Raw genomic sequence first — 25609 nt, 5'->3', positions numbered from 1 at the left:
CGACATGGCGACGCCTCGTAACCGGCGTCCGGGATTTTCGCGGCGGGCGCAATATGGACTGTTCCTCGGCTATGTTCTCGCCGGGGCGGGCGTCTTCGTCGCCGTCATTCTGCTTCTGTTATCGAGTTTCGATCCGCAGGCCTACGGCGCCGTCCGCGGCGGCCTTCGTGAGGTCACGACCCCGGTTTCTTCGCTGTTCGCCGGAATACGCCGGGGCGTGTCGAGCATTCCGGCGAGTATCAGCGATCATTTCCGGACCGTATCCGAAAACCGAAACCTGAAACAGCAGCTCGCATCGTTGCGAACCGACGTGATCGAGGCGCAGTCGCTGGAGCGGGAAAATGCGCGGCTGCGGCGCCTGCTGGCGCTTCGCGATCGCGCCACGCGCACGGTGGTGGCCGCGCGGCTGGTCAGTTCCAGCGCCAGCAGTACGCGCCGATATGCCATTCTCGACGCCGGGCGGCGTCAGGGCGTGCGCGCCAGTCAGCCGGTGCGCGGTCCGCGCGGCCTGATCGGTCGCGTGCTGGAGGCGGGACCGAACAGCGCGCGCGTGATGCTGGTGCTCGATCCCGAAAGCATCGTGCCGGTACGCCGCGTTCGCGACGGTCTTCCCGCGATCATCGTGGGTCGCGGCGACGGCATGGTGGACGTGCGCGCGGCGAGCATCGCGAACGCGCCCTTCCTTGCCGGCGACATTTTCGTCACCTCGGGTACGGGCGGGATCTATCCGCCCGACATTCCGGTTGCGCGGGTCGCTCGCAACGCCCGCGACACCGCCGTCGCGCGCGTCTTCGCCAGCCCCGATTCCTCCGACTTCGCGCTCGTCCTCGATATCTTCATGCCGCCCAGCCAATCGTCCCCCGGCACCGAGACGGACGACCAGCCGTGAGGCCACCCAGCCGCCTGCCGCTTGGAACCGCTGCGGCACCGTCGCGCTCGGGCTGGAAAGCGCCGGTGTCGATCCTCGCCGGATCGGCGATGACGCTCCTGCCCGTGGTCGCCACCATTCCCATACTGCCCCCCTTCGGCCTGATGATGCTGATGGCGTGGCGGTTGCTGCGGCCGGACGTCTTCCGTCCCTGGGCGCCGCTGCTGTTCGGATTGTTCGACGATCTGCTGAGCGGGCAACCGCTGGGTAGCGCAATGCTGCTATGGACGATATGCTTCGTCGCCGTGGATGTGGTGGATAGTCGCCTGGTCTGGCGGGATTTCTGGCAGAACTGGCTGATCGCCGCTGCCGCGATCGCTTTCTGCCTCAGCGTCGGCCGGTTGATCGCCACACCTTTCGGCGCCCATGTCGATACGGTATTGTTGCTTCAAATTCTGGTGTCCATCGCCCTGTTTCCGCTTACCTTTCTCCTGTGCGCCCGGCTCGACGGCCGCGAACGGCGATCATGAAGCTGCCGAAGCGATCGATGAGCAAGGCGGAGCAGGCGTTCAGCTTCTCGCGCCGCGCGATGATGCTGGGGTTGGGCCAGGGCGCGGTCGGACTTGTGCTCGCGGGGCGGATGGGCTGGCTCGCCGTCGCGGAAAACGAACATTACAAACTTCTGTCGGAGAGCAATCGCGTCAACATGACGCTGATCCCGCCCCGCCGCGGCTGGATCGTCGATCGCAACGGCGCGCCGATCGCGAACAACCGCACCGATTTCCGGGTGGATATCATTCCAGACCGCCTGGAAAACAAGGAGGCCGTGCTGACGCGGCTCCAGGGTATCCTGGCCCTGACTGCGGACGATATGGCACGGGTGCGCAAGGACCTGCGGCACGCGGCGGGCTTTCGCCCCGTGCAGGTCAGCGAAAATCTGGACTGGGATCGCTTTGCCAGCGTCTCCGTGCGCTTGCCCGAACTCACCGGTGTCGCACCGTCGCGGGGATTTGCCCGGAACTATCCGCTCGGCCCCGCCGTGGCCCATCTGGTCGGCTATGTCGGCTCCGCGTCGTCCGAACAATATGCGGAAGAAAAGGACCCTCTGCTCATCACACCGGGATTTAAGCTCGGCAAGGATGGTCTTGAAAAGGCACTGGAAGATCGGCTGCGCGGCAAGCCGGGCGCCAAGCGGATCGAAGTCACGGCGCGAGGCCGCCTGGTGCGCGAGCTGGCGACGCGGCCCGACGTGCCCGGCGAAACCGTCCGGCTGACGATCGACGCAGGGCTTCAGGAATATGCCGCACGCCGGATGGGGCCGAATTCGGGATCGGCCGTCGTTGTCGACGTCTATACCGGCGACATGCTGGCGATGGTGTCGATGCCCGCCTATGACCCCAACAGCTTTTCCGAAGGCATCGGCCGGATGGAATGGAAGATGCTGTCGCAGGACGACCATATTCCGCTGATGAACAAGACGCTGCAGGGCCTGTATCCGCCGGGGTCCACGGTGAAGCCGATGCACGGCCTGGCCCTGTTGCGCAACGGCATCAGCGCCGATCAGACGGTATATTGCGGCGGCGTGATGAGGGTCGGTCGCGGCCGTTTTCACTGCTGGAAGCCCGGCGGTCACGGGCACATCGACATGCACCGCGCCATTCCGCAAAGCTGCGACATCTATTTCTACACGATGGCGCGCGAACTCGGCTATGATCGTTTCGCCCCGACCGCGCACGACATGGGGTTGGGCGCGCGCTTCGACCTGCCCTTCCTTTCGCAATATTACGGCACCGTGCCCGACAGCGCGTGGAAGATGCGCAAATATGGCAAGGAATGGACGGTCGCCGATTCGATCAACGCGTCGATCGGCCAAGGCTATGTGCTCGTCAATCCAATGCAACTGGCCGTCATGGCCGCGCGGATCGCCGGCGGACGCAAGGTGGTGCCGCGCATCCTGCTCGATCAGCCGCATCGCCCGGCGGCATCGATGAACTTCGACCCCGAACACCTCAAGATCATCCGCGAAGCGATGTGGGCGGTCGTCAACCATGGCGGCACGGGTGGCGCCGCGCGCATGAACATCGGCGGTATCGACATGGCCGGCAAGACCGGCACGGCGCAGGTTCGCCGCATCACCATGGCTGATCGCCGCGCGGGTCGCACGGGCAATGCGAGCTTTCCGTTCAAGATGCGCGATCACGCGTTGTTCGCCGGCTTCGCGCCTGCCGCCAATCCGCGTTACGCCGTATCCGTCGTCGTCGAACATGGCGGGCATCTTATCCGCAATCTGGACGCGCCCATGCTTGCCAGCGACATTCTCAGCTACCTGTTCGACCGTGAAAAGGCGATCAAGAAGCTTACCGAGCTCGAAAAGACCTGGGGCGGCGACATCGGGGCGCGGATGAAGGCCAAGGAAGCCGCTTTCGCCGCGGCGCAAAAAGCGACGGCCGCTCCGCCTCCCGAGGACGAGGCAGCCGCCCAGCGCGCGGCGGTGGAAGAAGCGGCGACGACCGACAGAAGCGCCGTCGCCAACGCCGCGAGCGACGGTTCGGAGCGGCCCGAATGATCGGCTCCGGCCTGATGCCCGCTGCCGTCGCGCAGCTTCCCTGGCGGATCACGATGCTCGTGCTCGCGATCGGCTCGTTCGGTATCGTGGTCCTCTATTCCGCCGCGGGCGGCAGCGTGTCGCCCTGGGCTTCGCGACAGGCGCTCGCCCTGGTGGTATTCCTCGTCATGGCACTGGTGATGTCGCGCTTTCCCCGGACGTTCTGGGCGCGAATGGCGTTTCCGGTGTACGGCGTGCTGCTGGCGATGCTGATCTTGGTCGAACTGCTGGGCGCGGTGCGCGGCGGCGCGCAGCGGTGGCTCGACCTCGGCCTCATCCGGCTGCAGCCGTCGGAACTGATGAAGCCGGCGATCATCCTGGCCTGCGCGCGGTTCTACGAATTGTTGCCGGCTTCGGAAATCCGCAGATTCGGTGCGATCTGGCCGGCGGCATTGCTGATCGGCGTGCCGGCCGGACTGGTGATGCTGCAACCCGATCTGGGTACCGCCTTGATGATCACGGCCGGCGGGGTGACGGTGATGTTCCTCGCCGGCGTGCCACTGCGCCTGTTTATCGGCGGTGCGCTTGCCCTTGCGGTCGTCATCCCGCTGGCCGTCAATTTCGCGCTGCACGATTATCAGCGGCAGCGCGTACTGATCTTCCTCAACCCCGAAGCCGACCCGCTCGGCTCCGGCTACCATATCAACCAGTCGCAGATCGCGATCGGATCGGGCGGGATCTGGGGCAAGGGATTCCTGAACGGGACGCAGAGCCATCTCGACTACCTGCCCGAAGGCCATACCGACTTCGTCTTCGCCACCATGGCGGAGGAATGGGGACTGGTCGGCGGTGTCCTGCTGATCCTGGCCTTTTTTCTGGTGATCCGCTGGGGAGTCAATGTCGGCATCCGGTCGCAGGACCGCTTCGCCCGGTTGACCGCGGCGGGCCTCGCGACGACGATCTTCTTCTACGTGGCGATCAATCTCGCGATGGTCATGGGCCTCGCGCCTGTGGTGGGAATTCCCCTGCCGCTGGTCAGCTACGGCGGATCCGCCCAGCTTACGGTGATGTTGTGCATCGGAATGCTGATGTCGATCGACCGCGAAAACCGCATCCGGGCCAGGCGCTGAAAAAAGTTCACGAAGGGGTTTGCAATGCGGCATGACCGATGCTAACCGCGCGCTTCCGATGCTGACGGGCGGCTGAAAACCCCCGACTACCGGAATGGACGCATAGCTCAGTTGGTAGAGCAGCTGACTCTTAATCAGCGGGTCCTAGGTTCGAGCCCTAGTGCGTCCACCACCTTCTCCCCTTGAAAACAGCCAGTTACCACACGTAGTGATGGGTTTTGCACCTGGCGCGCAGGATCGTGTGAGAGCAGTGTAAGAATGCGCAGTGATGTCGCCGGCGATACGGCGCCGCAAACATAGCCCCAGCCCAAGCGATCTGCGCAAGTCGTCGGGAGTGGCAGCGACGGGTTCAGCCACGGTCGGGCGACGTTCCCTCAGTGGAAATCGTGGCTGCGAACGAGAATCATATCTTCGCCGCGGTCGCGCCAATGATAATCGCTTCGGCCCCTGGGGCGCCATTCGGGTTCGCGGTTATCGGGTGAGCCGGGGCAGGTCGCGCCGTCGCCGCGTGAGATGCGCGGCAGATCGATATCGCCGACCTGGCGGAGCAGCGGCGTCAGATCGGTCAGGCGGTCGATGATGACGTGAATGATCCCGCTTTCCTTCTGCACGCGTCCCGCAATTCCGAGCATCGCGGAGGACATGACGGTGCGGCGATTGGCTTCGAACCGGTCGGGCCACAGGATCGCGTTGGCGATGCCGCTTTCGTCCTCGATGGTGACGAACAGCACGCCCCTGGCGCTTCCCGGCCGCTGGCGCACCAGGACGAGGCCGGCGACTTCGACGCGGCCGCCATCCCTGATCGTGTCGAGCGCGGCGCACGGAATCGCCCCGCGATGCTCCAGTTCGGCGCGCAGGAAGGACAGCGGATGCGCGCGCAGCGAGAGTTGCGTGGCGCGGTAATCCTCGACCACCTCGCGCCCGGCGGTGAGCGGGGCGAGAACCGGATCGGGCTCGCGCGTATCGAGCAGCGCCAGCAGCGGCGGAGGGCGCTCGCCCAGCCCGCGTATCGCCCATAAGGCCCGGCGCCGGTCGAGGCCGAGCCCGGCGAATGCGTCGGCCTGCGCCAGCTTTTCCAGCGTGGCGGCCTTGACGCCCGAGCGGCGCCAGACATCCTCGATGCTGGTAAAGGGCTGCTCGCCCCGCGCGATCAGGATACGCGCGGCGTCGGCCGCGGCAAGCCCGGTGACGATGCGCAGGCCGAGGCGGAGCGGGTGACGGCCCTTCTCGCCGTCCGCTGCCTCAAGCGTCGTATCCCATTCGCTTGTCGAAATGCACACCGGGCATATCTCCACCCCGTGTTCGCGCGCGTCGCGCACGATCTGCGCAGGGGCATAGAACCCCATTGGCTGGGCATTGAGCAGCGCGGCGCAAAACACGTCCGGGTGGTGGCATTTCATCCAGCTCGACGCATAGGCGATCTTGGCGAAGCCGGCGGCGTGGCTTTCGGGAAAGCCATAGCTGCCGAACCCCTCGATCTGCTTGACCAGCCGTTCGGCGAATTCCTCGCTGATCCCGTTCTTCCGCATCCCGGCGATCAGCTTGTCGCGAAACTCGCCGACGCCGCCGGTCTGTTTGAACGTCGCCATGGCGCGGCGCAGTTGATCGGCCTGGCTTGGCGAAAAGCCCGCACCGATGATCGCCACCTGCATCGCCTGTTCCTGGAACAGCGGCACGCCCAATGTCTTTTCGAGGACGCTGCGCAGCTTGGGGTTGGGATAATCGAAATCGTCGTGCCCGGCGCGTTTGAGTTCGCGGCGCTTGAGATAGGGATGGACCATGTCGCCCTGGATCGGCCCCGGCCGGACGATCGCGACCTGGATGGCGACGTCGTAGAAATTGCGCGGCCGCATCCGGGGCAGCATCGACATCTGCGCGCGGCTTTCGATCTGGAACACGCCCAGCGTGTCGGCGCGGCACATCATGTCGTATGTCGCCGTGTCTTCGCGCTGGAGCACGGGGTGGTCGAGCGTCAACCGGATCCGCTTGTGCTCGGCGAGCAGGTCGAAGGCGCGACGCATGCATCCCAGCATGCCGAGGCCGAGGATATCGACCTTCATGAAACCCATTTCCTCGATATCGTCCTTTTCCCATTCGATGACATGGCGATCGGCCATCGCCGCCGGTTCGATCGGCATCAGTTCGAACAGCGGGTCGCGGGTCAGGACGAAGCCGCCGGGATGCTGCGACAAATGGCGCGGCGTACCGACCAGCCGCTGTGCCAGTTCCAGCGTCAGCGCCAGCCGCGGCTCTGCCTTGTCGAGGTTGAGCGCGGCGACATGTTCATCGGGAATAGCGTCGTTCGACCAACCCCAGACCTGTTTGGCAAGCGCTGCGGTCACGTCCTCGCTCAATCCCATGACCTTTCCGACCTCACGGATTGCGCCGCGAGTGCGGAAACGGCTGACGACGGCGGTCAGCGCGGCATGATCGCGACCATAGCTGTCATAGATCCACTGGATCACTTCCTCGCGCCGGTCATGTTCGAAATCGACGTCGATATCGGGCGGCTCGCGGCGGTCTTCGGACAGGAAGCGCTCGAACAGCAGCTTGTGTCGGACCGGATCGATCGACGTGATGCCGAGTACGAAGCAGATCACCGAATTGGCCGCCGACCCGCGCCCCTGGCACAATATATCCTGACTGCGGGCATATTCGACGATCGAATGGGCGGTAAGAAAATAGGCGGCATAGCCCCAGTGGCGCACCAGCCCCAATTCGCGCGTCAACAGCCGGCGATAGGCCTGGGCAGGCCGCCCGTCGAAGCGCGCGTTGAGCGCACGCCACGCCATCTTCTCCAGCGCCTTTTGCGGGCTGTGGTGCGTCATCACGCGTTCGTCGGGATATTGGTGGCGCAGCTCGCGCAGGGAGAAGGTGCAGCGTTCGACGATGCGCTGGGTGGCGGCGAGCGCGTCCGGGTGATCGCGGAAGCGGCGGGCCATTTCCTCAGGCGGTTTCAGATGCCGGTCGGCGCTGCGTTCGCGGCGGTGGCCGAGATCGTCGATCGTGCATTTTTCCCGGATCGCGGTGACGACATCGTGGAGAACGCGCTGTTCGGGCGTGTGATAGAGCACGTCGCCGGTCGCGATTGGGGTCAGGCCATAATGCCGCGCAGCCCGCTCGATATGGTGCAGCCGCATCGCGTCGCCGGGGCGGCGCTGATGGATGAGACAGACATGCCCGCGATCGCTGCCGAACAGATCGGCCATCCAGCCGAGCGCCACCGGATCGGCACCGTCGCGGCCGGGAACCAGCGCCGCGACCAGCCCCGCGGCATGTCCGGCGACATCCTCCCAATGGAGGAAACACTGGCCTTTTTCGCCCTTTTGCGCATTGGCGCGGCACTTGCCGATGCTGAGAAGCGTGGTGAGGCGTGACCAGGCGGGGCGATCCTCGGGCCAGACCAGCAGCGACGCGCCATCGACCAGGTCGATCCGGCACCCCGCGATCAGCCGCGGCGCATGACCCCATTGCTCGGCGATCTGCTCGCTCGCGACCAGCGCGCGCACCACACCCGCCACCGAATTGCGGTCGGTGATGCCCAGCGCGGGCATCCCCATCCGCGCGGCGCTTTCGACCAGTTCCTCGGGGCTGGAGGCGCCGCGCAAAAAGCTGAAATGCGTGATCACCTGCAATTCGGCATAGCTCATCCGAACGCTCCGTGCATGTACCAGCTCAGGTCACCGCTGTCCGCGCGTTCGCCGTCACCGCGCCGGAACAGCCAGAAGCGCGCGCCCTGTTCGTCCTCGACGCGGAAATAGTCGCGGATCGCCCCGCGTTCCGATGCGTGCTTCCACCATTCGCCGACAATCCGTTCCGGCCCGTCGGCGCGCATGACGATGTGGAGTCGCCCGCGCCAGCGAAACCGCCTGGGCGGCTGATCGGGAAGCGCGGCGACGACATGATCGAGGCGTTCGGGGCGGCGCAGCAGCCGCACCGGGCGCGGCCAGCGTGGATGCCAGGGATGGTCGGGCGCACGCCGGTCAAGCCGACGGACATCGTCGCGTTTCATCGCTGCCGTCTTGCGAAGCGGCGGGTCAAGCGGAGAGATGGCGCGTACGCAGCGTTCGGGAACGTCGCTCCCGATCGGGGCGTCGCGCCACACGCGAACGCCGCGATTGGTCAGCGTGTCGATCAGGCTCGCCAGGTCGGCCGCGCGCTCGCCAAGTCGTTCGTCGAAGGGTTCGGCCGCCAAAGGCTCTGCGCGGCGGACATGAAGATGCAGCGCATCAATGCCATAACCGGGCGCGATTTCCTCGATGCGGCGCACGATCAGGCGCAGGATATGCGCGCCATCGCGATTGGGTCGTGCGAAGCCGACGCGTATCACCTGCGCTTCATGATCGACGCGGTCGGCAACCAGCAGCAGCGCGCGTGCGCCCTGCCCAGCCCCGGCAAGCGCGGCGACAAGCCGGACGACCAGCGCGGCGAGCCAATGCGCGATCGCCTCTGGCGTCGCGATCGGCTCGGTGAAACGCTGCGTGACCGCGATCGGTTCGACCACCGGGACCGGGTCGAGCGGTTCGGGAGCATGGCCCATCGCCTGATCGAGCCGTAGCGCAGCGCCCGCGCCGAACCGCCGAACGAACGGCGCGCGGTCGAGCGCGGCGACATCGCCCACCGTTTTTACGCCCAACCTGCGCAACAGCGCGACATTTTTCTCGGCCAGCCGCAGCGCCGTCACCGGCAGCGGGGCAAGCGCGGCGGCATGTCCGCCCGGCGGGCACAGCGCCACCGGCTGCGCCACGTGCCGCGCCAGCGCCCAGGCGGCTCCGGCGGTATCGGCGACCGCGATCCGCGCCATTATGCCGAACCGCTTCAGCAGGCGGGTCAGCCGCTCAGCAAAACGCGCCTCGCCGCCATGCAGATGCGCGGTGCCGGTGAGATCGATGAACAGCCCGTCGGGATCGGACCGCGCCACGATCGGCGACCACCGCCGCGCCAGCATGGTCGCCAGCCGCATCAGCGCGTCGGCGTCGCCATCGGGATCGGCGTCGCGGACGACGATACCCGGCACCGACGCCCGTGCCTGCGTCAACGCCATGCCCGGCGCGATGCCGAGCGCGGCGGCGGCCGGAGCGACGGCGGCGATCTCGATTCGGCTGCCGGTTTTATGGACGGTGACGAGCGGCGGCGATCCGGGAACCGCCGGGCGCGTCTTCATGGGCCGATGCGGCCGTGGGGGCGTGCCGCCATCGTTGCCGGACAGGCGGCGGAACGGCGGGTCGGCCGCCTCGCTCGCGCGGCCCGGTATCCGCCGTGGCGGTCGCTGATGCTGTGGCAGTGCGGCGATCTGCATTTCCACGTCGCGCCGCGCCCAGCGTGCGCCGGGCCGCCAGCCGCTATTATGCGGCGCATCACACTGGAGCGCGCGCTCCGCCGCCGCGGCCGCCATCAGTGGCGTCGGATCGGCGGCGGCGCCCGGCTCAGCCGACGGCGCGAGCATCGGCTCGGCCCGCACGATCCGGTCGATCGACCAGTTCGGCAGCCAGAGCGCAGCGACCCGTTTCATCGCATGCCTCCACATCGATTGCGAACGGAGCGCCGCCGCGCTGGCGCACCAGCTCCAGGCGCCAGCGCGCGCGGCCTATCCCCGCTACCGGCAGCGGCTCGGACGGAAGACAGCCGACCCGCCAGCGCGTTGCCGCGGCCGAAGGCTGGGCGAATGGATCGTCCCCGGCGCGCGACGGGCGGCGCAGCATCAGCGCCAGCGTGCGCCCGCCTTCGGCGGCAAGCTGAAGCCTGCGGGTCGCCGTCATGCCGGCCCTTTTCGGCTCCCCCACCACCGCGCCCAGACCACGATGGCGCAGCGCATCCTCCATGATCGCGAGCAATTCGGCATCGTCGCGCGCCTCGGCATGGATCAGGCGTTCGGGAGCAAGCCCCGCCTGATAGAGGCCGGGCGCGAACAGATCGCGGCGGCGAACGATCCACAATACCGATCCCGCATTGCGGGCGGCAATTCCGGCAAGGAACAGGCTGGCGGCGGCGTCATCCCCATAATTCGGCCCCGCACCGGCGACCTCATGCAGCGCATCGATCCGAAGCCCCCGATCCGCAAGGCCGGCATCGATCGGATCGATCCCGAACTGCAACGCCGGATGCCCGGCAATACCCGTCCCTTCGATCGCACCGATCGCTTCGCGCAGGGAAGACAGAGCTTTGGACATTGACGACATGCGACTCGCGAGAAAGAATTGTGTTCTTGTTTCGTTCTTATCGCTGCGGGTCAAGACCTGCTGCATATGAGAGCGATGATTGCACCGAAGGATCTTGCGGCGGCCAGGTGCGGGGGAAAGCTCCGGGACCGGAAGCAATGCGTTAAACCGCCTGTCCAGGCACTTCGTCGCCAGGATCGCGGAACGAAACCGCATCGCGCCCGGTTGATCATCGACACAATGGAGCAGCAGCCGATGGCCGAGCATGTCTTCAGCCGCCGCAATATCCTGCAGGCGAGCGCTGCGGGTATTTCAGTCACGTTCGTCTCGTCCGCATGGGCGCAGCAGGCGGACCCGCCGATGCACGCCGTCGGACGCCCGGCCCCTCAGGTGCCCGGACCGGAGCCGCTTCCGGAAAACGAGAAGATCGGTTTCGCCGTCGTCGGCCTGGGCAAGCTCGCACTGGGACAGGTGCTGCCTGCCTTTGGCGAGGCGCATGCCGCGAAGCTGGCGGCGGTGGTGAGCGGCAATGCGGAAAAGGCTGAGCGCGTCGCCGCCGGGGCGGGACTGCCGCGCGACGCGATCTACAGCTATGACAGCTTCGATCGCATCGCCGACGATCCCCGCATCCAGGTCGTCTATATCATTCTGCCCAATGCGCTCCACGCCGACTGGACGGTGCGCGCGTTCGAGGCCGGCAAGCATGTCCTGTGCGAGAAACCGATGGCGACCAGCGCCGCCGACTGTCAGCGCATGATCGACGCGGCCAAAGCTGCCGACCGCAAGCTGATGATCGCCTATCGCTGCCAGTACGAGCCGCACAATCTGGAAGCCATGCGCCGGATGCGAAGCGGCGCCATCGGCGCGCCGCGGATGGTCGCCACCGATAATGGCCGCCCCTCCGACCCGTCCGACCCGTCCGATCAATGGCGCCTCGATCGGGAACTGTCGGGCGGCGGCGCGCTGATGGACATCGGCATCTACGGCATCAACGCCGCCCGTTATCTGCTGAACGAGGAACCGGTCGAGGTTCGCGCCTGGACCTACACGCCCAAGGACGATCCGCGCTTCGACGAGACGCCGGACGTCATCGGATGGCAATTCCGCATGCCTTCGGGCGTGCTGGTCAACGGCTCCACATCCTTTTCCTATCACGGCACCAGCCGGCTGGAGGTGATGGGTGAAAAGGGCCGGCTCGTGCTCGACCCCGCGACCAACTATCGGGGCATCGAAATGCAGTTGCACGGCGCGGAAGGCGAGCGCCAGCCCCGGATCCAGGCCGTCGACCAGTTCGCCAGGGAAATGGACTGGATGGCGCAGGCGGTGCGCGGCAACCGGCCGATCGTCTCTCCGGGCGGAGAGGGCATGCAGGATATCCGGCTGATGGAAGCGGTCTTCGAATCGCTGCGCAAGGACGGCGCGCCGGTCCGCACCGACTGGAACTATGCCCGCGCCCTCGATCCCGCGGAAGCGGTGAAGCCGCTTTTCGGCGGAAACGCGATGCGTGTCTATGGGCTCGGCGATCCATAGCGCGGTCACTCCCGACGGACACCGATCCGCTTAACTGCCTTCGACGTCGCCACCCGGACGGTCCAGATAATAATAGGCGACCGCCGCGACATCATCCTCGCGGAAGAAGTTCACCCAGCCGTTCGGCGTTTCAGGATCGCCAACGGGTTTCGTGTTCTTCTGCTCGAACAGCTTGATGAATTTCGCCCGGCCGCCGGGATCGACCGTGATCGGCTTGATCGGCACGCCGGCCTTTTGCATGCGCAGGAAATCCTGGCGCGGCGCGCCGCCGATCTGTGGCAGGTCGACCCGAATGTCGTCGGCAAAGTAGATCGGGTCGGGAATATGCAGCCGGTAGAAGGTCTGCTGGCGTGACCGCAGGTTGGCGACCGGCGCGCCGGTATAGCGGTTGATGAACTCGCCCTGGCCATAGCCGGCGCCGATCAGGTCCTCGGTCCCGGTTCCGACCAGCGTCGGATACCGGTCATCGCCGTCGAGATAGACCTTCAGTTCGCCCTCGCCGAACCAGCTGTTCCCGTAATCCGGGTTCGTCACCTCGGCGACATAGGTGCCGAGGTAGCGGCCATGCCCCGTCACATGCGGCAGGACCTGAAAGGGCTCGCCCAGCTTCGTCCGGTTCTGCCGGTGCCAGTAGGCGTGGAAATACAGGGCGTCATCGGGCTGGCTGTCCTGTTTCGTGATGTCAACATCGTAGAAGACCGCGGTGAGGTCCTTGTTGCCCTTGTTGACGAGCACGATCTTCGCCGACTTGCGAAACGGCATCGGAATGAAGCTTTCGAAGGAGCGCCCCTCGGGACTGGCGACAAGCGCGTTTTCCATCGGTTTGACCGGGCCCTCGCCCTGCATGAAGAAATCGCCCAGCGGGACGGAGACAGCCGGTTTCGAAGCGCCGTCCCAATACATCTCGATCCAGAGGTTGCGCCGCCGCTCGGGCGAGCGATCGTCGATCGTCATCCAGATGCGCCGCACCGTTCCGGCACCGTTCACATGCGCGAGCGTCACCGACTGCCCGGCAGGGAGCGAGTCGAAGGCATGGCCCTTGGCGCCGCGGTTTTCCATTCCGCCCCGCCCTTTCGCGCCATCGGCATTTTCGAAGCTGAACCAGCGCATATGCGTATCGTCGCGATAGCTGGACAGCGGCACCGGATCCTGGACCTGGGCGACGGCCGGCTTTGCTGTGCCAGCGGTGATCGCCGCCGCAGCACAAGCCCCGGCCAGCATCATCGGGCGAATGGGTTTCATATGTCCTCTCCTGAAAAATGCGTCGATCGGGTTATTGTTTGAAGGTCTGCCCCTTGCTGAGCCTGAAGGCAGTGCTTTCGCCGCCGTCGATGATCCGCCGACACAGACGTCATAATCGCCGGCCTCGGACTCCCAGGCGCCGTCGCGACGCACGAAGGCGAGGTCCTGTGCGCATGGCACCGAGCACCGGCGTCACGTCCTCGTCCCGGCCGAGCGCGGGCATCGCATCCAGCAGATCGCGCTTCGCTTTAGCGAGGGGGCCGATCATGGCGATCGCACCGGCAAAAAGTTTCCGTGATTGCCTGACGCGAAGCCGCAATGGTTTCTCCTCCCGCTCGCAGGGGAACCCTGCCTCTCTGGTTTGCCGGACCGCTTTCGTGAGCATCCGACTATGGTATCGACATTGTCTGACGGTCGATGATGTCCTACCGGGCACGGATTAATTTGTTTGCAGGATAAAGTAAATGGCGGCAATTGCATGGGGGATCAACGACGGCGCCATTCTTCGCCTGTTACGCGACCACGGACCACTGTCCCGCGCCGCTCTGGCCCGGCGCAGCATGCTGTCCGCGACGACCATGACGAAACTCACGGCGCGCCTGATCGACGCCGGGATTCTTCGCGAGGTGCAGGACATGGTGGAGCCGGCCGGGATCGGCCGTCCGCCAATCGACGTCGCGCTCGTCGAGACCGCATATCACGTCATCGGCATACACATCGGCGCCGGACTGGTTCAGGTCGGCATGAGCGATCTAGTGGCGCAGTGTACGCCCGCCCGGTCTTTCGAATTCAACCCCGACAGCGATTCCTCGCAAGCTGTGCTCGATCGCGTAGCCGCCGAGATCGAGTCGCTGATCGCCGACCAGAAGGTCGACAGGCGCCGTATCCTGGGAATGGGCGTGGGCGTGCCCGGTCCGGTCGACCAGGACGGCCGGCATCTGCTGCTGTCGATCAACGCCGGCTGGCGTAACGCCGCGGTCGCGGATCATCTCGAAGAGCGCACCGGCCTTTCGACCACGGTCGAGCACAATGTCCGGGCGATGGCGCTTGGCGAACAGGTTTATGGCGGCGGCAACGACGCAGGCTCGCTGCTCTACGTCTATTTGCGCACCGGGCTCGGCGCCGGGCTGGTCGTCGATGGCAGACCGTTTCGTCCCGGAAGCTACGGCGTTACCGAACTCGGCCATATCCAGGTCGTTGAAAACGGCCTGCCCTGCGCCTGCGGCAGCCGGGGATGTCTCGAGACCGTCCTATCCGAATCCTATCTCGCCGACCAAGTTGCCAAGGCGGGCGGCAACCCATCGTCACCACTACGTGCATTGGCGCATATGCCTGAAGCGCGGGCGGCGATGATCGATCACCTCACCACGGCACTCAGCAGTGCCGTCAATCTGCTCAATCCGGATCTGATCGTGCTGGGCGGGATTTTCGCCGAGGCGCCGCCGGCTCTGGCCGAGGCGGTCGAACATGATCTGCGCGAAAAGGCCTTCCCCATCTTGCGGGATACGGTTCGCGTCCGGCTGTCCGCACTCGGCGCCGATGCCGGTATGCCCAGCGCCGCCGCGGTCGCGCTCGACCACTTCGTCTATCGTGCCAAGGTATAATCCGGACCTGCCTTGTTTTTTATTTTGTTTTGCGTAGTAATTAATTATGAGCGGGTATGAACGCCCGCCATAGGCGGAGAGGACGAGACAGTTCGCACAGCCCCGGAAATAGCGACTCAGGCCGCAAGGCGGTTCGTCGGGCTGATCTTCTTTTTCGGCGCGCTGGAAGGACTCGTATTCGGCTATGACACCGGCGTTGTCGCCGGCGCGCTGCTGTTCATCCGCAAGGAGATGGATCTTAACCCAGCGGAACAGGGAATGGTGGTCGGCGCGCTACTCCTCGGTTCGTTGATCGCGGCCCCGATTTCGGGCTTTCTCAGCAACCGCTTCGGCGCCCGGCCCATGCTCGGCCTTGCCGGCATATTCTTTCTGATCGGCAGTCTGGGGGCCGCACTTGCCCCGGGTCCGCTCTCGCTGATCGGCTTTCGCTTCATTCTCGGCCTGGCCGTGGGCGTTGGCTCCGTCCAGGTCCCGGTTTATCTCGCAGAACTGTCGCCCGCGGCCTCGCGCGGGAAGCTGACCTCCCTGTATCAGTTGATGACCGCGATCGGCATCTTCCTTGCCTATGCTATCGGTTATCTGTTCGCGCAGACGGAAAACTGGCGCGCGATGTTCGGCGTCGCGGCGATACCGGCGCTTCTTCTGGTGCTCGGCGTCCTGATTCTTCCCGAATCGCCGCGCTGGCTCGTGCGATCCGGTCGGGGCGACGACGCCCTCGCCTCGCTCAGGCGCACACGCGGCGCGGACGAGGCCGAACGCGATCTCGCCGAAATCGAACGCCACGCCGCCGCGACCCGCCCCTCGCTTCGCGCCATGCTCGCCGATCCCTGGGTGCGACACGTGTTGCTGATCGCTCTGGCGCTCGCGGCATTTCAACAGGCGCTCGGTATCAACACCATCGTCTATTATGCGCCCACCATCCTGAATGCCGCCGGCTTCGGTGACGCCGCTGCGATCTTCATCGGCGGGACTCTGCAGGCACTTTCGATCCTCTCAACCTTCCTGCTCGGCCGGGTCGTCGACCGGCTGGGCCGGCGCATCCTGCTCCTGACCGGCGCTCTGGTCATGGCGTCGAGCATGGTGCTGCTGGGCGGCATCTTTCACTTCGACGCGCTCGCCTCCGCATTCGGCTCCGGTACGGCGGTGGCTTGCCTGGCGATCTTCAAGGCGGCCTTTTCGGCAAGCTGGGGCCCGATCGTGTGGATTCTCCTGCCCGAACTGCTGCCCATGCACGGTCGATCGACGGCGATGGGCGCGTGCGTGTTCACCGTCTATCTCGCCAATTTCGTCATTTCGTCGATCTTTCCGGTACTGCTGGCCTCCGGTTCGACCGCGGCTTTCGGCACCTTCGCCCTGTTCGGCCTGATCGCCTTCATCTTCGTCCTGCGCCTGCTCCCGGAGACGAGCCGCCGCACACTCGAGGAAATAGAGGCAGCGGGCAAACAGGCGCGTCTCGACCACCCGACAGCAAAGAGGATTTCCATTCGCCGATGACCGAGCGACGCCCGCCCAACATCGTTTTCGTGATGACCGATCAGCAGCGGTTCGACACCATCGCCGCGGCCGGGTTCGATTATATGGACACGCCCAATCTCGACCGGATGGCAAGAGAAGGCGTGCTGTTCAGCCATATGTACGTGACCTCGCCGTCCTGCGCGCCGTCGCGGGCCAGCCTGTTCACCGGGCTCTATCCGCATACCAACGGCGTGTTCCGCAATGACGAGAACTGGACGCACAGCTGGGTCGGCCGCATGGCGGAGGCCGGCTATCACTGTGTCAATATCGGTAAGATGCACACTTCCGCTTTTGAGGACTCCTTCGGCTTTCACGAACGTCACGTCGTCGAGAACAAGGACCGTGATACGCCCCGCCTGCCCTTCTATCTCGACAACTGGGACAAGGCGCTGTGGACGCGCGGATATGAAAAGCCGAGCCGCGTCACCTATCGCCGCCGCGCCGATTATCGTGAACGGCTCGGCGCCTTCATCTGGGAACTTCCGGCCGACCTCCACCCGGACAATTTCGTGCCGCAGATGGCATGCATGTGGCTCGACCGCTATCCCACGGATGAACCCTTCTTCCTGCAAATCGGCATACCCGGACCGCACCCGCCCTATGACCCGACCCAGGACTATGTCGATCGCTACGCCGGCCGCGACCTGCCGATGCCGATCCGCGATCGCGCCGCGATGGCGGCGGAGCCCGAGGCGCTCCGGGCGCTGCGCGAACAGCATCTGAAAGTCGATCACGATGCCGTCGTTCATCTGGCCGACCCCGGCGAGGCGCAATTGCGGCGCCAGCGAGAGCATTATTTCGCCAATGTATCGATGATCGACACGCAGATGGGCAATCTGATCGAAGCGCTGGAACGCCGCGGGGTGCTCGACGATACCATCGTCATCTTCACCTCCGATCACGGCGATTGCCTCGGCGATCACGGCCACAGCCAGAAATGGACGATGTACGAGCAGAGCGTGCGCGTGCCGGCCATCGTCTGGGCACCTGGCCGTATCGAAGGCGGCCGCACGGTGGGCGATCTCGTCTCGCTGTTCGACTTCGCGCCCACTATCCTCGACCTCGGCGGCGTCACGCCGCCGCGCTGGATGGAGGCGCGGTCGCTGGCCCCCTATCTCGCGGGCGACGCAGTCGAGCCTCGCTCCCATATTTTCGCCGAACATGCCGGCGACCGCATCCTGTCTGGAACCGAGTTCATGACCATGGTGCGCGACGAGCGGTGGAAGCTGGTCCATTTCGTCGACAGCGACGAAGGACAGCTCTTCGACCTGGAATCGGACCCGCACGAGATCCACGATCGCTGGAACGACCCGGAATGCGGCACCATCAGACAGCGGCTGAAGGATGCCATCCTCGCCTGGCGCATTCGCAGTTCGGTCACCACCCAGGGATGGACCGAGGCGCTCGACCGGGGCACCGGCCGCACGCCCGCATCGAACCGGGGACGCCGTCGCGATGGTTGAAGCCGCGGCAGCACGCTATGACAGCCTTGCGGGCCGCGTCGTGGTCATTACCGGCGGTGCATCCGGTATCGGCGCAACGATGGTCGAGGCCTTTGTCACGCAAGGATGCCGGGTCCATTTTCTGGACGTGCAGACAAAGGAAGGCCAAGCGCTTGCGAGCCAGCTCGCAGCCGCGCGGTTCCATGACTGCGACCTGCGCGATATCGATGCGCTACGCCGAACGATCGCGGCGATCGAAGCCGATACCGGCGAAATCGACGTCCTGATCAACAATGCCGGCAACGACGACCGCCACGACATGTTCGCGATCGAACCCGATTACTGGCGAGACCGGATGGCGACCAATCTCGACCACCAGTTCTTCGTCAGCCAGGCTGTAGCGCGCGGGATGAAGGCGCGCGGACGCGGGTCGATCATCCTGATGAGTTCGACCTCGTGGCTGCGCGGCCGGCCGGGCATGGCGGCCTATACCGCTGCCAAGGCCGCAGTCGTCGGGCTGACGCGTACCCTGGCGCGCGAACTCGGCGAAGACGGCGTCCGGATCAATTGCATCGTTCCCGGCGCGATCGCGACCGAGCGGCAGACCGAGCTATGGCTAACGCCGGACGTGGAGCGGGAAGTCATGAACGCCCAGGCGCTCAAGCTGCGCCTCGACGCGGGACATGTCGCGCGCATGGCCTTGTTCCTCGCCTCTGAAGAAGCCGGCGCCTGCACCGGCGCGCAGTTCGTGGTCGACGCCGGCCTGTCCTGACGCAAAGGGGCAGGACCGCATACCGGCCCCGCCCCCTATTCAGATAATCCACACGCCGTCCTTCAGAGATCGCGCAGGCGCGTCTCCACCGGAGCCAGCTCCGGCAGATTGTCCGTCGGCGTGTCGAGATAGAAATAGGCGGTCGCGCACCAGTCGTCGCTGCGGAAATAGTTGGTCCAGCCCTTCGGAAAATCGTCGTCCATCAGCTGGGGCGGGTTTTTCATCGACAGGAGCGGGTAGAACTTGCCGTTCTTGGCATCGACGCTGATGACCTTGAGCGGGGCGCCGTCGCGCCGCAACTGACGCACCTGCTCAAGGGGGCCACCGCCGATCTGCTGCATCGCGACTTTGATATCCTGATGGAACCAGATCGGGTCGGGCACATGATAGCGATAGCAGGACCAGTGCAGCGTATCGGGGTCGGCGATGGTGCATCCGGAATTCATCGTGACGAAATGCGCCATGCCCCACGCCGTGCCGAAATAGTCCTCGACACCGGTACCGACCATGCTGGGGTCCTGCTTGTCGCCGTCGAGCCAGAGCTTCACCTCGCCCTCGCCCCACCAGTAATTCAGGGGTGGCTCACCCTCCTTGTGCCGGCCATAGACCGGATCCGCCTTCACACCGATGCTCGCGCCCAGAAACCGGCCGCTTCCCTTTACTTCCGGCAGAACCACGAAGTCCTTGCCCACCGCGGGCGTATTGCGCCGCCAATAAGCGTGGAAATACAGCATGTCTTCCGGCGGCTTGTCGAGCTTCTGAAAGTTCACGTTGTAGTAGAGATGCGTCACCGGCTTGTCGGAGTCGTTGTAGATCACGATCCGCGCACCCTTCTTGAACGGCATCGGGATGGTGAAGGTAAAGGAGCGGCCTTCCGGATCCTTGAACAGGCTGGTCTCATATTCGGCCGTCTTGCCGAAGGCGGTGCCGAAAAAGTCACCGAGCGGTGCGCGCACCGCCGGCTTGTCGGCGCCGTCCCAGTACATCTCGATGCGAAGCGACCGCAGCGCCTCGGGCGAGCGGTCGATCACCGACATTTTCATCCGCTGGATGATACCCGGCCCGTCGATGTTCAGAACATCGGCATGACCATGCGCCGGAATCTGGTCATAGGCATGCCCCTTGATGCCGTTATTTGCCTTCGCGCCCTGCCCCTTGGCGCCGCTATGGTTTTCCGGGCTGGTCCAGCGCGACTGGGCGCCCGGCTGCATCGTGTACATCCGGGCGGAGTCCGACGGCCCGCCGGTCTGTGCTGCGGCCGGCACGACCGCGACCGAAGCGGCAAGAATAGCAGAATACAGATATTTCATCATTTGCTCCCGGTCCCGATTGATCGTCAGATTCGGATACGCAACCCGATCGAATAGGTCGTCTCGTCGAGGTAATCGTTAAAGTTATAGGCCGAAGATCCGTAATAGGTCTTGGTCTCGTTCTTCAGGATGTTGGTCCCGCCGACGTCTATCCGCAACTGATCGTCGATGTCGTATCCGATACTGAAGTCGAGTCGCCCGGCAGGCCGCACGACCCCGAACAGGGCTTGCGAATCGATGGGGCGCAGTGCGTTCGATCCGCTCTGGTCGGTGGCGTCGTATTTTGAACGGTAGGTATAGACCAGTCGGCCGCTGACCCCGCTATGATCGTACAGCAGACCGGCGGTGTAATTATACTTGGAGACACCCAGCAACGGATATCCGGCCAGCGGGTCGTCACCCTTCACCTTCGAATCGAGATAGGTGAAGGACCCCTGCAGCCCCAACCCGGCCAGGGCGCCCGGCAGGAAGTCGAAGAAGTATTGCCCGTTGACCTCCACACCTTTCAGATCGGCCTTGCCGATATTGCGCGGACGCGTGATATTGTAATCAACGCCGTCGATCGTCTCCAACTGCGAGCCGCTGATGACCCGATTGGAAATGTCGCGGTAATAGCCCGCGACGGCGATATAGCCGTTGTTGAAATAATAGCCGAGCGTGGCGTCGTAGCTGTTCGACTTCTGCGGCTTCAGGTCGGGATTGCCCGCGCCGCCCGAATTCTGGATGAACGGGTTCGCCGAAATCGTCAGGTTCAACGCCGGATTCAGCGCGGTGAATTCCGGCCTGCGCAACGATTTCGAATAGATCATGCGCGCTTGCAGACCGTTGCCGAAATCGAGCTTGGCGGTGACATTGGGCAGGAAATCGGTGTCGGTGGTATCGGCACGGATCGGCTCGACCGTCGTCTGCGCGTCGCCCCCCTCGCCTGTCGTTACGTTATGGAAGAAGAGCAGGTCGCGCTTGGTGCGGACCAGACGGCCGCCGACCAGTCCGCCCAGATGAATCCTGCCGGTGATCGGGATATCATAGTTCGCGCGAACATAGCCCGCGATCGTTTCCTCGTCGATGCTGAAGCGGCGGCTGGGCTGATAGTCGGGCCGGCCCATCGGTTGGCCGACATAGGCGCGAAGCGCATCCTGCCCACGCTCGGACAGCAGGAAATCCGGATTGGGGATCAGATAGCTGGCACCGTCGTTCAGCCCCGGCGCGGGGTCGCCCATCGACAGGAAGTCGTTCGGCAAGCCGCTGTCGCCGACCATGACCGCATCGGCCTCGCTGGCCGTGCCGACATTGCCGCCGGGAAAGGGCGAGATAACCTGCGCCGCGCGCTGATCGGCCTTGCGCTTGGCATAGCGGCCGCCGATTTTCACGCTCTTCAGAATACCGCCGAATTCCTTCGCGACATCACCCTTGACCGCGAAAAGTGATCCATCGGAAACCGAAAAGCGCTGCTGGAACGAATTGCGAAGCGAAAATCCGTCGTTTTCCAGCAGACCGTTGCCCGGCACCGTATATGCGGCCACGTTATCGACATCGGGCCTGAAGGTCAGGCTGGGCAGGCGCTTGCCGATATCGGCGGTGATATCCGTCGTGCTGTTGTGCGATTTCTGATACGAAACATCGATGTCGGCGGACAGGCCGCCCTGGTCATATTTCAGCCCGCCGGCGATCAGTTTATCGTCCGTGTCGTAATGATGCGCCTGCGAAGTCGAATTGACGACGGGGCTTTCCAGGGTCGCGCTGTCTACCTCGCAGACATTCTGTACCGTATAAGGTTGCAGGACGCTCTCGCCGGTCTGCGGATCTGTAACCATACGCGCGTTGTAGCCGTTTTCGTTCACCCGCGCGTCGAAGCAATTGTCGCTGGCGGTGACGTCGCCAAGGGTCGTACCGGTCGTGAACGCCTGGATATTGGCGCCGGAATTGCTCGCCGTCTCCTTTGAGTCGACATAGAGGCCATCGACATAGGCCTGAAGCGCGGGTGTCACCTGCCACTGGATCGAACCGTTCAGTTCCCTGCGTTCGATCGTGCCGGTATTGGCGAAATTGCGCAGGATGTTGGGGATCAGATAGCCGGGCTCGCCAAGCGGCGCCGCGGCCGAGCTGCGACGGTCAAGCAGTTGCGTCTGCGCCCGGTAATGGTCGTCGCGCTGATAGGAGCCATTGACGAGTATGCCGATCTTGCCGGCGCCGGTATCCCAGCTGTCCGTGACCAGTCCCGCGATGGTCGGCGACGATTTGTCAGCCTCGGTCGCGTAGCGGTTGCGAACGGTCACGTTCAGCGTCGGCTTTTCGAAATTGAACGGCCGGTTGAGGTTCAAGTCGATCTGGCCCGCCAAGCCGCCTTCGATCAGGTCCGGGCTCTGCGACTTGTAAACCTTCACGGCGGCCAGCGCCTGCGCCGGAATGAAGTGCAGGTTGAAGCTGCGCCCGGTAGTGGTGAACACCTCTCGTCCGCTCACGGTGGTAAGAATGTCGGGAAGCCCGCGAACCAGCACGTTGCCGAGTTCGTTGTTGGAATCGACCGACACCTGCACGCCGGGCACACGCTGCAACGCGGCGGAAGTGGTCGGGTCGGGGAACTTGCCGATATCCTCCGCGACGATGGCGTCCACCACCTGACTGGCGTTCTTCTTGATGTCGGCGGCCCGCTCCAGCGACCGGCGAATGCCGGTCACGACAATCTCGTTGGCCTCTTCGGAAGAGTCGGCGTCATTCGCCGTCTGGCGATTGACAGTCGGCGGGAAGGGTTTGCCCGATTGCAATTCCTGACCACCCGCCTGCCCGGCGCTCGCAGCGTCGGAAGAGGACGACACATCCTGTGCCAGGGCGGTATTCGTCACAGCCAGTAGCGAAACGCCCAGGAACAGGGCAGTGACACGAAACGGCCGAGCGACAGGGGTGTAGTGAGCCCGCAACATCCTTTTTCTCCCGTTCAGAAAATAATTATTCCGCTCCTCCTATCGTCATTGCTCTCGACATGCACGAGAAAATTTGCCTGACAACATGCTTTCACCGAACCGTTGCAATTATGTCGGTATTGCGGGCTGTATAGAAGCAAAATGCCGCGCGCAGGTGACCCGTACCAGGCTTGCTATTTACGACTGAGATTACAACCGAAGAGAGTTTCAGCTAGGTCGCACGCTGGACCGATTGATCAGGCGCTGTCGGCTGCAATGGAGATGCCAGCGCATCGAGAGGCTGGCGGCGTCGCCGTCTCGCGCCCTGATTGCCCGGAAGATTGCGGCATGCTCCTCGACATCGGTGACGGGCATGTCGTCCGCGCGGCTGATCGCCAGCCCGGCACGCATGCCCTTCAATATGCCTTCACTCACCGCGCGATAGGCATCCTCGAATGCCGTATTGGCACTTGCCTGCACGACGATCAGATGGAATCCCTGATCGATGTCCTGCGCGGCCTCGCGGGTTTCGGCGGTGCGCTTGAGTTCGCCGAGCGCATGTTCCAGCGCTTCGAGCTGCGCATCGCTCCGCCGCGCGGCGGCAAGGGCCGCAGCCACCGGTTCAAGCGCCATGCGCAGCTCGAAAATGCCGATGATCTGCGCCAGCGCGTCACCGGGCAGATAATGGGTCAGTTGCTGCGCCGGCGAAACCCGGACGAACGAGCCGCTACCCTGCCGGGTCTCGACGATGCCGTCACTGACCAGCCGCGACAATGCCTCGCGTATTACGGGTCGCGACACACCCAATCGGGTCGCAAGCGCGCCTTCGGCCGGCAATCGTTCGCCGGCATCGAGTCCCTCGCTGATGATGAGTTCGATGATCCGGCCGTAGATGCGCTCCGAAAGCCGCCCTCCCCGATCCGTCATATATACCCCGACAGCCGACTTGTTTCAGGATTCACGCATGCCCCCGCTTGCGACATCGCGCCGTTGCAAACGACGGAAATCCGCCGGAACGCTGTACGCAAAGACCGTACAGCTTCGGGCATCGTCGGTCCTTGCGCGAAGGCCTTCATATCGCCCCGGCGGCTTCGCGCGCGTTTACTTCGGAAGATTGGGGTGACACCTCGCCTCGCCAAATTTCCTCGATCGCTTCGAGCCGCAGGCCCTTGGTCTCCGGCACGAAGCGGATGACGAACCAGACGGTGCCCAAGCTTATCACGGCGTAAAGCAGATAGGCAAAGCCGTGATGAAACGTCCTGTTCAATATCGAATCGCCGTCCAGTATCTTGAACGTCACCGAAACGAACAGGTTCGCAATCCAGCTACTGGCGACGGCGATCGGCATCGCCTTGCCTTTGATCGAGTTCGGGAACATCTCCGCCATCAATACCCAGGCGACCGGGCCCCAGCTCACCGCGAACGCGAACATATAGACGAGGATCGCCAGGATCATCGCCGCACCCTGATATTGCAGCGTGAAGAAGATCCCGAGCGCCAGCATCGCCACAGTCATCAGGCAGGATCCGAACAACAGCAACGGCTTGCGCCCCACACGGTCGATAACGAACAGCACGCCGACGGTGGACACGAAATTCACGCCGCCCAGCAGGATCGAGGCGAGAAAGGCATTATTGCCCGCCGCCCCCATGTTCTGGAACATCAGCGGGGCGTAATACATCACCGCGTTGATCCCGACGAATTGCTGAAACATGCCGATCAGAACGCCGATGACCACCACCGGCCAGCCGAAGGCATTGAGCCGTGCCTGGTTCTCCGCCTGCTCTTCATAGGAGATCGCGATCTCCTCGACGGTGCGCGCGACATCGGGCGTACCCAGCCGCGCCAGCACGCCCCGCGCCTCGTCGCGCCGACCCTTCATCACCAGCCATCGCGGCGTATCGGGCACCAGGAACAACAGCACGAAGAACAGTGTCGCCGGCAGCGTCATCGACGCCAGCATATAGCGCCAGCCGGTCGTTATCACCCAGAAATGACTACCTTGACTCGCGATGCCCCAGTTGACGAAATAGGTGATGAAAATGCCGGTGACGATCGCCATCTGCTGCAAGGCGACAAGCCAACCGCGGCTTTGGGGCGGCGAGATTTCGGCGATGTAGAGCGGGCACAGGGTCGAGGCCAACCCGATCGCGACCCCGCCGAGGATGCGGTAGCAGATGAACGGCGCCAGCGCTTCGGGGCCGACCTGCCCGACCGGCGCGAAACCGATCTCGGGCATCGACGACCCCAGCGCCGAAATGAAGAACAGGATCGCCGAGACCATCATGCCATTGCGGCGCCCCAGCCAGTCGCCGCAACGCCCGGCAACGAGCGAACCCAGGATGCAGCCGAACAGCGCGCTCGACACCGTCCAGCCCGACAGGGTGTTCGCTGCGGTTTCCGAGAGATGCCGGGGCGCGATGAAATTGTGGTCGATGGCGCCGACCGCCCCGGAGATCACGGCCGTGTCATAGCCGAACAGCAGGCCGCCCAGCGCGGCAACGGACGCCAGGAGTATCGCAAGCTTCCTGTTGCTGGACGCTGCCGGCATGACTTCTCCTCTCCCGAGCTGGTTATGGGTGTCCTCATATCA

General features: G+C 64.4%; 17 protein-coding genes and 1 tRNA gene. 10 read left to right on the top strand and 8 right to left on the bottom strand.

Translation table 11 applies throughout. The features are described from left to right. Positions 1–4: 4 nt before the first annotated feature. The 5 genes from RPR59_RS08070 (at position 5) to RPR59_RS08050 (ending at position 4715) form a co-directional block, all read left to right on the top strand. The gene (locus RPR59_RS08070; RefSeq protein WP_313912879.1) at positions 5–889 is read left to right on the top strand and encodes a rod shape-determining protein MreC; all 885 of its coding nucleotides are present in this window, start codon (positions 5–7) and stop codon (positions 887–889) included. Further along, the gene (gene mreD / locus RPR59_RS08065) at positions 886–1398 is read left to right on the top strand and encodes a rod shape-determining protein MreD (RefSeq protein ID WP_313912877.1); all 513 of its coding nucleotides are present in this window, start codon (positions 886–888) and stop codon (positions 1396–1398) included. The genes RPR59_RS08070 and mreD overlap by 4 nt, the downstream gene beginning before the upstream one ends. Beyond that, positions 1395–3434 (top strand): penicillin-binding protein 2, encoded by a 2040-nt coding sequence (gene mrdA, locus RPR59_RS08060; RefSeq protein WP_313912875.1) that lies wholly within the window; start codon positions 1395–1397, stop codon positions 3432–3434. The genes mreD and mrdA overlap by 4 nt, the downstream gene beginning before the upstream one ends. Further along, positions 3431–4543, top strand: a complete 1113-nt coding sequence (gene rodA / locus RPR59_RS08055) for a rod shape-determining protein RodA (RefSeq protein ID WP_313912873.1) — start codon at positions 3431–3433, stop codon at positions 4541–4543. Before mrdA ends, rodA begins: the two co-directional genes overlap by 4 nt. Positions 4544–4639: 96 nt before the next feature. Continuing rightward, a tRNA-Lys gene (locus RPR59_RS08050) sits at positions 4640–4715 on the top strand. A 202-nt stretch (positions 4716–4917) separates the two neighbouring features. Here RPR59_RS08050 and RPR59_RS08045 read toward each other — a convergent pair. The 3 genes from RPR59_RS08045 to RPR59_RS08035 are packed head-to-tail and all read right to left on the bottom strand — an operon-like array spanning position 4918 to position 10713. Further along, the gene (locus tag RPR59_RS08045) at positions 4918–8193 is read right to left on the bottom strand and encodes an error-prone DNA polymerase (RefSeq protein ID WP_313912871.1); all 3276 of its coding nucleotides are present in this window, start codon (positions 8191–8193) and stop codon (positions 4918–4920) included. After that, complete coding sequence (locus RPR59_RS08040; RefSeq protein WP_313912869.1) at positions 8190–10055, bottom strand: Y-family DNA polymerase; 1866 nt, start codon at positions 10053–10055, stop codon at positions 8190–8192. The genes RPR59_RS08045 and RPR59_RS08040 overlap by 4 nt, the downstream gene beginning before the upstream one ends. Next, positions 9970–10713, bottom strand: a complete 744-nt coding sequence (locus RPR59_RS08035; RefSeq protein ID WP_313912867.1) for an ImuA family protein — start codon at positions 10711–10713, stop codon at positions 9970–9972. The genes RPR59_RS08040 and RPR59_RS08035 overlap by 86 nt, the downstream gene beginning before the upstream one ends. 243 nt (positions 10714–10956) lie before the next feature. Between RPR59_RS08035 and RPR59_RS08030 the strand changes: the two genes are divergently transcribed. Next, on the top strand, positions 10957–12231 hold the full coding sequence (locus tag RPR59_RS08030; RefSeq protein WP_313912865.1) for a Gfo/Idh/MocA family protein: 1275 nt from the start codon (positions 10957–10959) through the stop codon (positions 12229–12231). Positions 12232–12261: 30 nt separating this feature from the next. On the opposite strand, the gene RPR59_RS08025 is transcribed toward RPR59_RS08030, so the two are convergent. Continuing rightward, the gene (locus RPR59_RS08025) at positions 12262–13473 is read right to left on the bottom strand and encodes a glycoside hydrolase family 172 protein (protein WP_313912863.1); all 1212 of its coding nucleotides are present in this window, start codon (positions 13471–13473) and stop codon (positions 12262–12264) included. A gap of 464 nt (positions 13474–13937) precedes the next feature. Between RPR59_RS08025 and RPR59_RS08020 the strand changes: the two genes are divergently transcribed. From RPR59_RS08020 to RPR59_RS08005, 4 genes are all read left to right on the top strand, one after another. Continuing rightward, entirely contained in the window at positions 13938–15077 is a 1140-nt protein-coding gene (locus RPR59_RS08020; protein WP_313912861.1) for an ROK family transcriptional regulator, read from the top strand. A gap of 69 nt (positions 15078–15146) precedes the next feature. Continuing rightward, complete coding sequence (locus RPR59_RS08015) at positions 15147–16571, top strand: sugar porter family MFS transporter (RefSeq protein WP_313918408.1); 1425 nt, start codon at positions 15147–15149, stop codon at positions 16569–16571. Beyond that, positions 16568–18055, top strand: a complete 1488-nt coding sequence (locus RPR59_RS08010) for a sulfatase family protein (RefSeq protein WP_313912859.1) — start codon at positions 16568–16570, stop codon at positions 18053–18055. Before RPR59_RS08015 ends, RPR59_RS08010 begins: the two co-directional genes overlap by 4 nt. Continuing rightward, positions 18048–18806: an SDR family NAD(P)-dependent oxidoreductase gene (locus RPR59_RS08005; protein WP_313912856.1), complete on the top strand. Its 759-nt coding sequence runs from the start codon at positions 18048–18050 to the stop codon at positions 18804–18806. The genes RPR59_RS08010 and RPR59_RS08005 overlap by 8 nt, the downstream gene beginning before the upstream one ends. A gap of 62 nt (positions 18807–18868) precedes the next feature. Here RPR59_RS08005 and RPR59_RS08000 read toward each other — a convergent pair whose 3' ends face one another. The 4 genes from RPR59_RS08000 to RPR59_RS07985 all read right to left on the bottom strand — a co-directional run bounded on the left by RPR59_RS08000 (position 18869) and on the right by RPR59_RS07985 (position 25567). Beyond that, positions 18869–20119 carry a glycoside hydrolase family 172 protein gene (locus tag RPR59_RS08000; RefSeq protein ID WP_313912855.1) on the bottom strand — a complete coding sequence of 417 codons (1251 nt, stop codon included), beginning with the start codon at positions 20117–20119 and terminating at the stop codon, positions 18869–18871. Positions 20120–20142: 23 nt separating this feature from the next. Continuing rightward, on the bottom strand, positions 20143–22959 hold the full coding sequence (locus RPR59_RS07995; RefSeq protein ID WP_313912853.1) for a TonB-dependent receptor: 2817 nt from the start codon (positions 22957–22959) through the stop codon (positions 20143–20145). Between the two features lie 285 nt (positions 22960–23244). Then, entirely contained in the window at positions 23245–23943 is a 699-nt protein-coding gene (locus tag RPR59_RS07990; RefSeq protein ID WP_313912852.1) for a FadR/GntR family transcriptional regulator, read from the bottom strand. Positions 23944–24088: 145 nt separating this feature from the next. Next, the gene (locus RPR59_RS07985; RefSeq protein ID WP_313912850.1) at positions 24089–25567 is read right to left on the bottom strand and encodes a sugar porter family MFS transporter; all 1479 of its coding nucleotides are present in this window, start codon (positions 25565–25567) and stop codon (positions 24089–24091) included. Between the last annotated feature and the right edge of the window lie 42 nt (positions 25568–25609).

This window comes from Stakelama saccharophila (assembly GCF_032229225.1).
GTDB classification, from domain to species: domain Bacteria; phylum Pseudomonadota; class Alphaproteobacteria; order Sphingomonadales; family Sphingomonadaceae; genus Sphingomonas; species Sphingomonas saccharophila.
The sequence above is the reverse complement of the archived record's forward strand: the minus strand, read 5'-3'. Positions and strand labels throughout refer to the sequence as shown.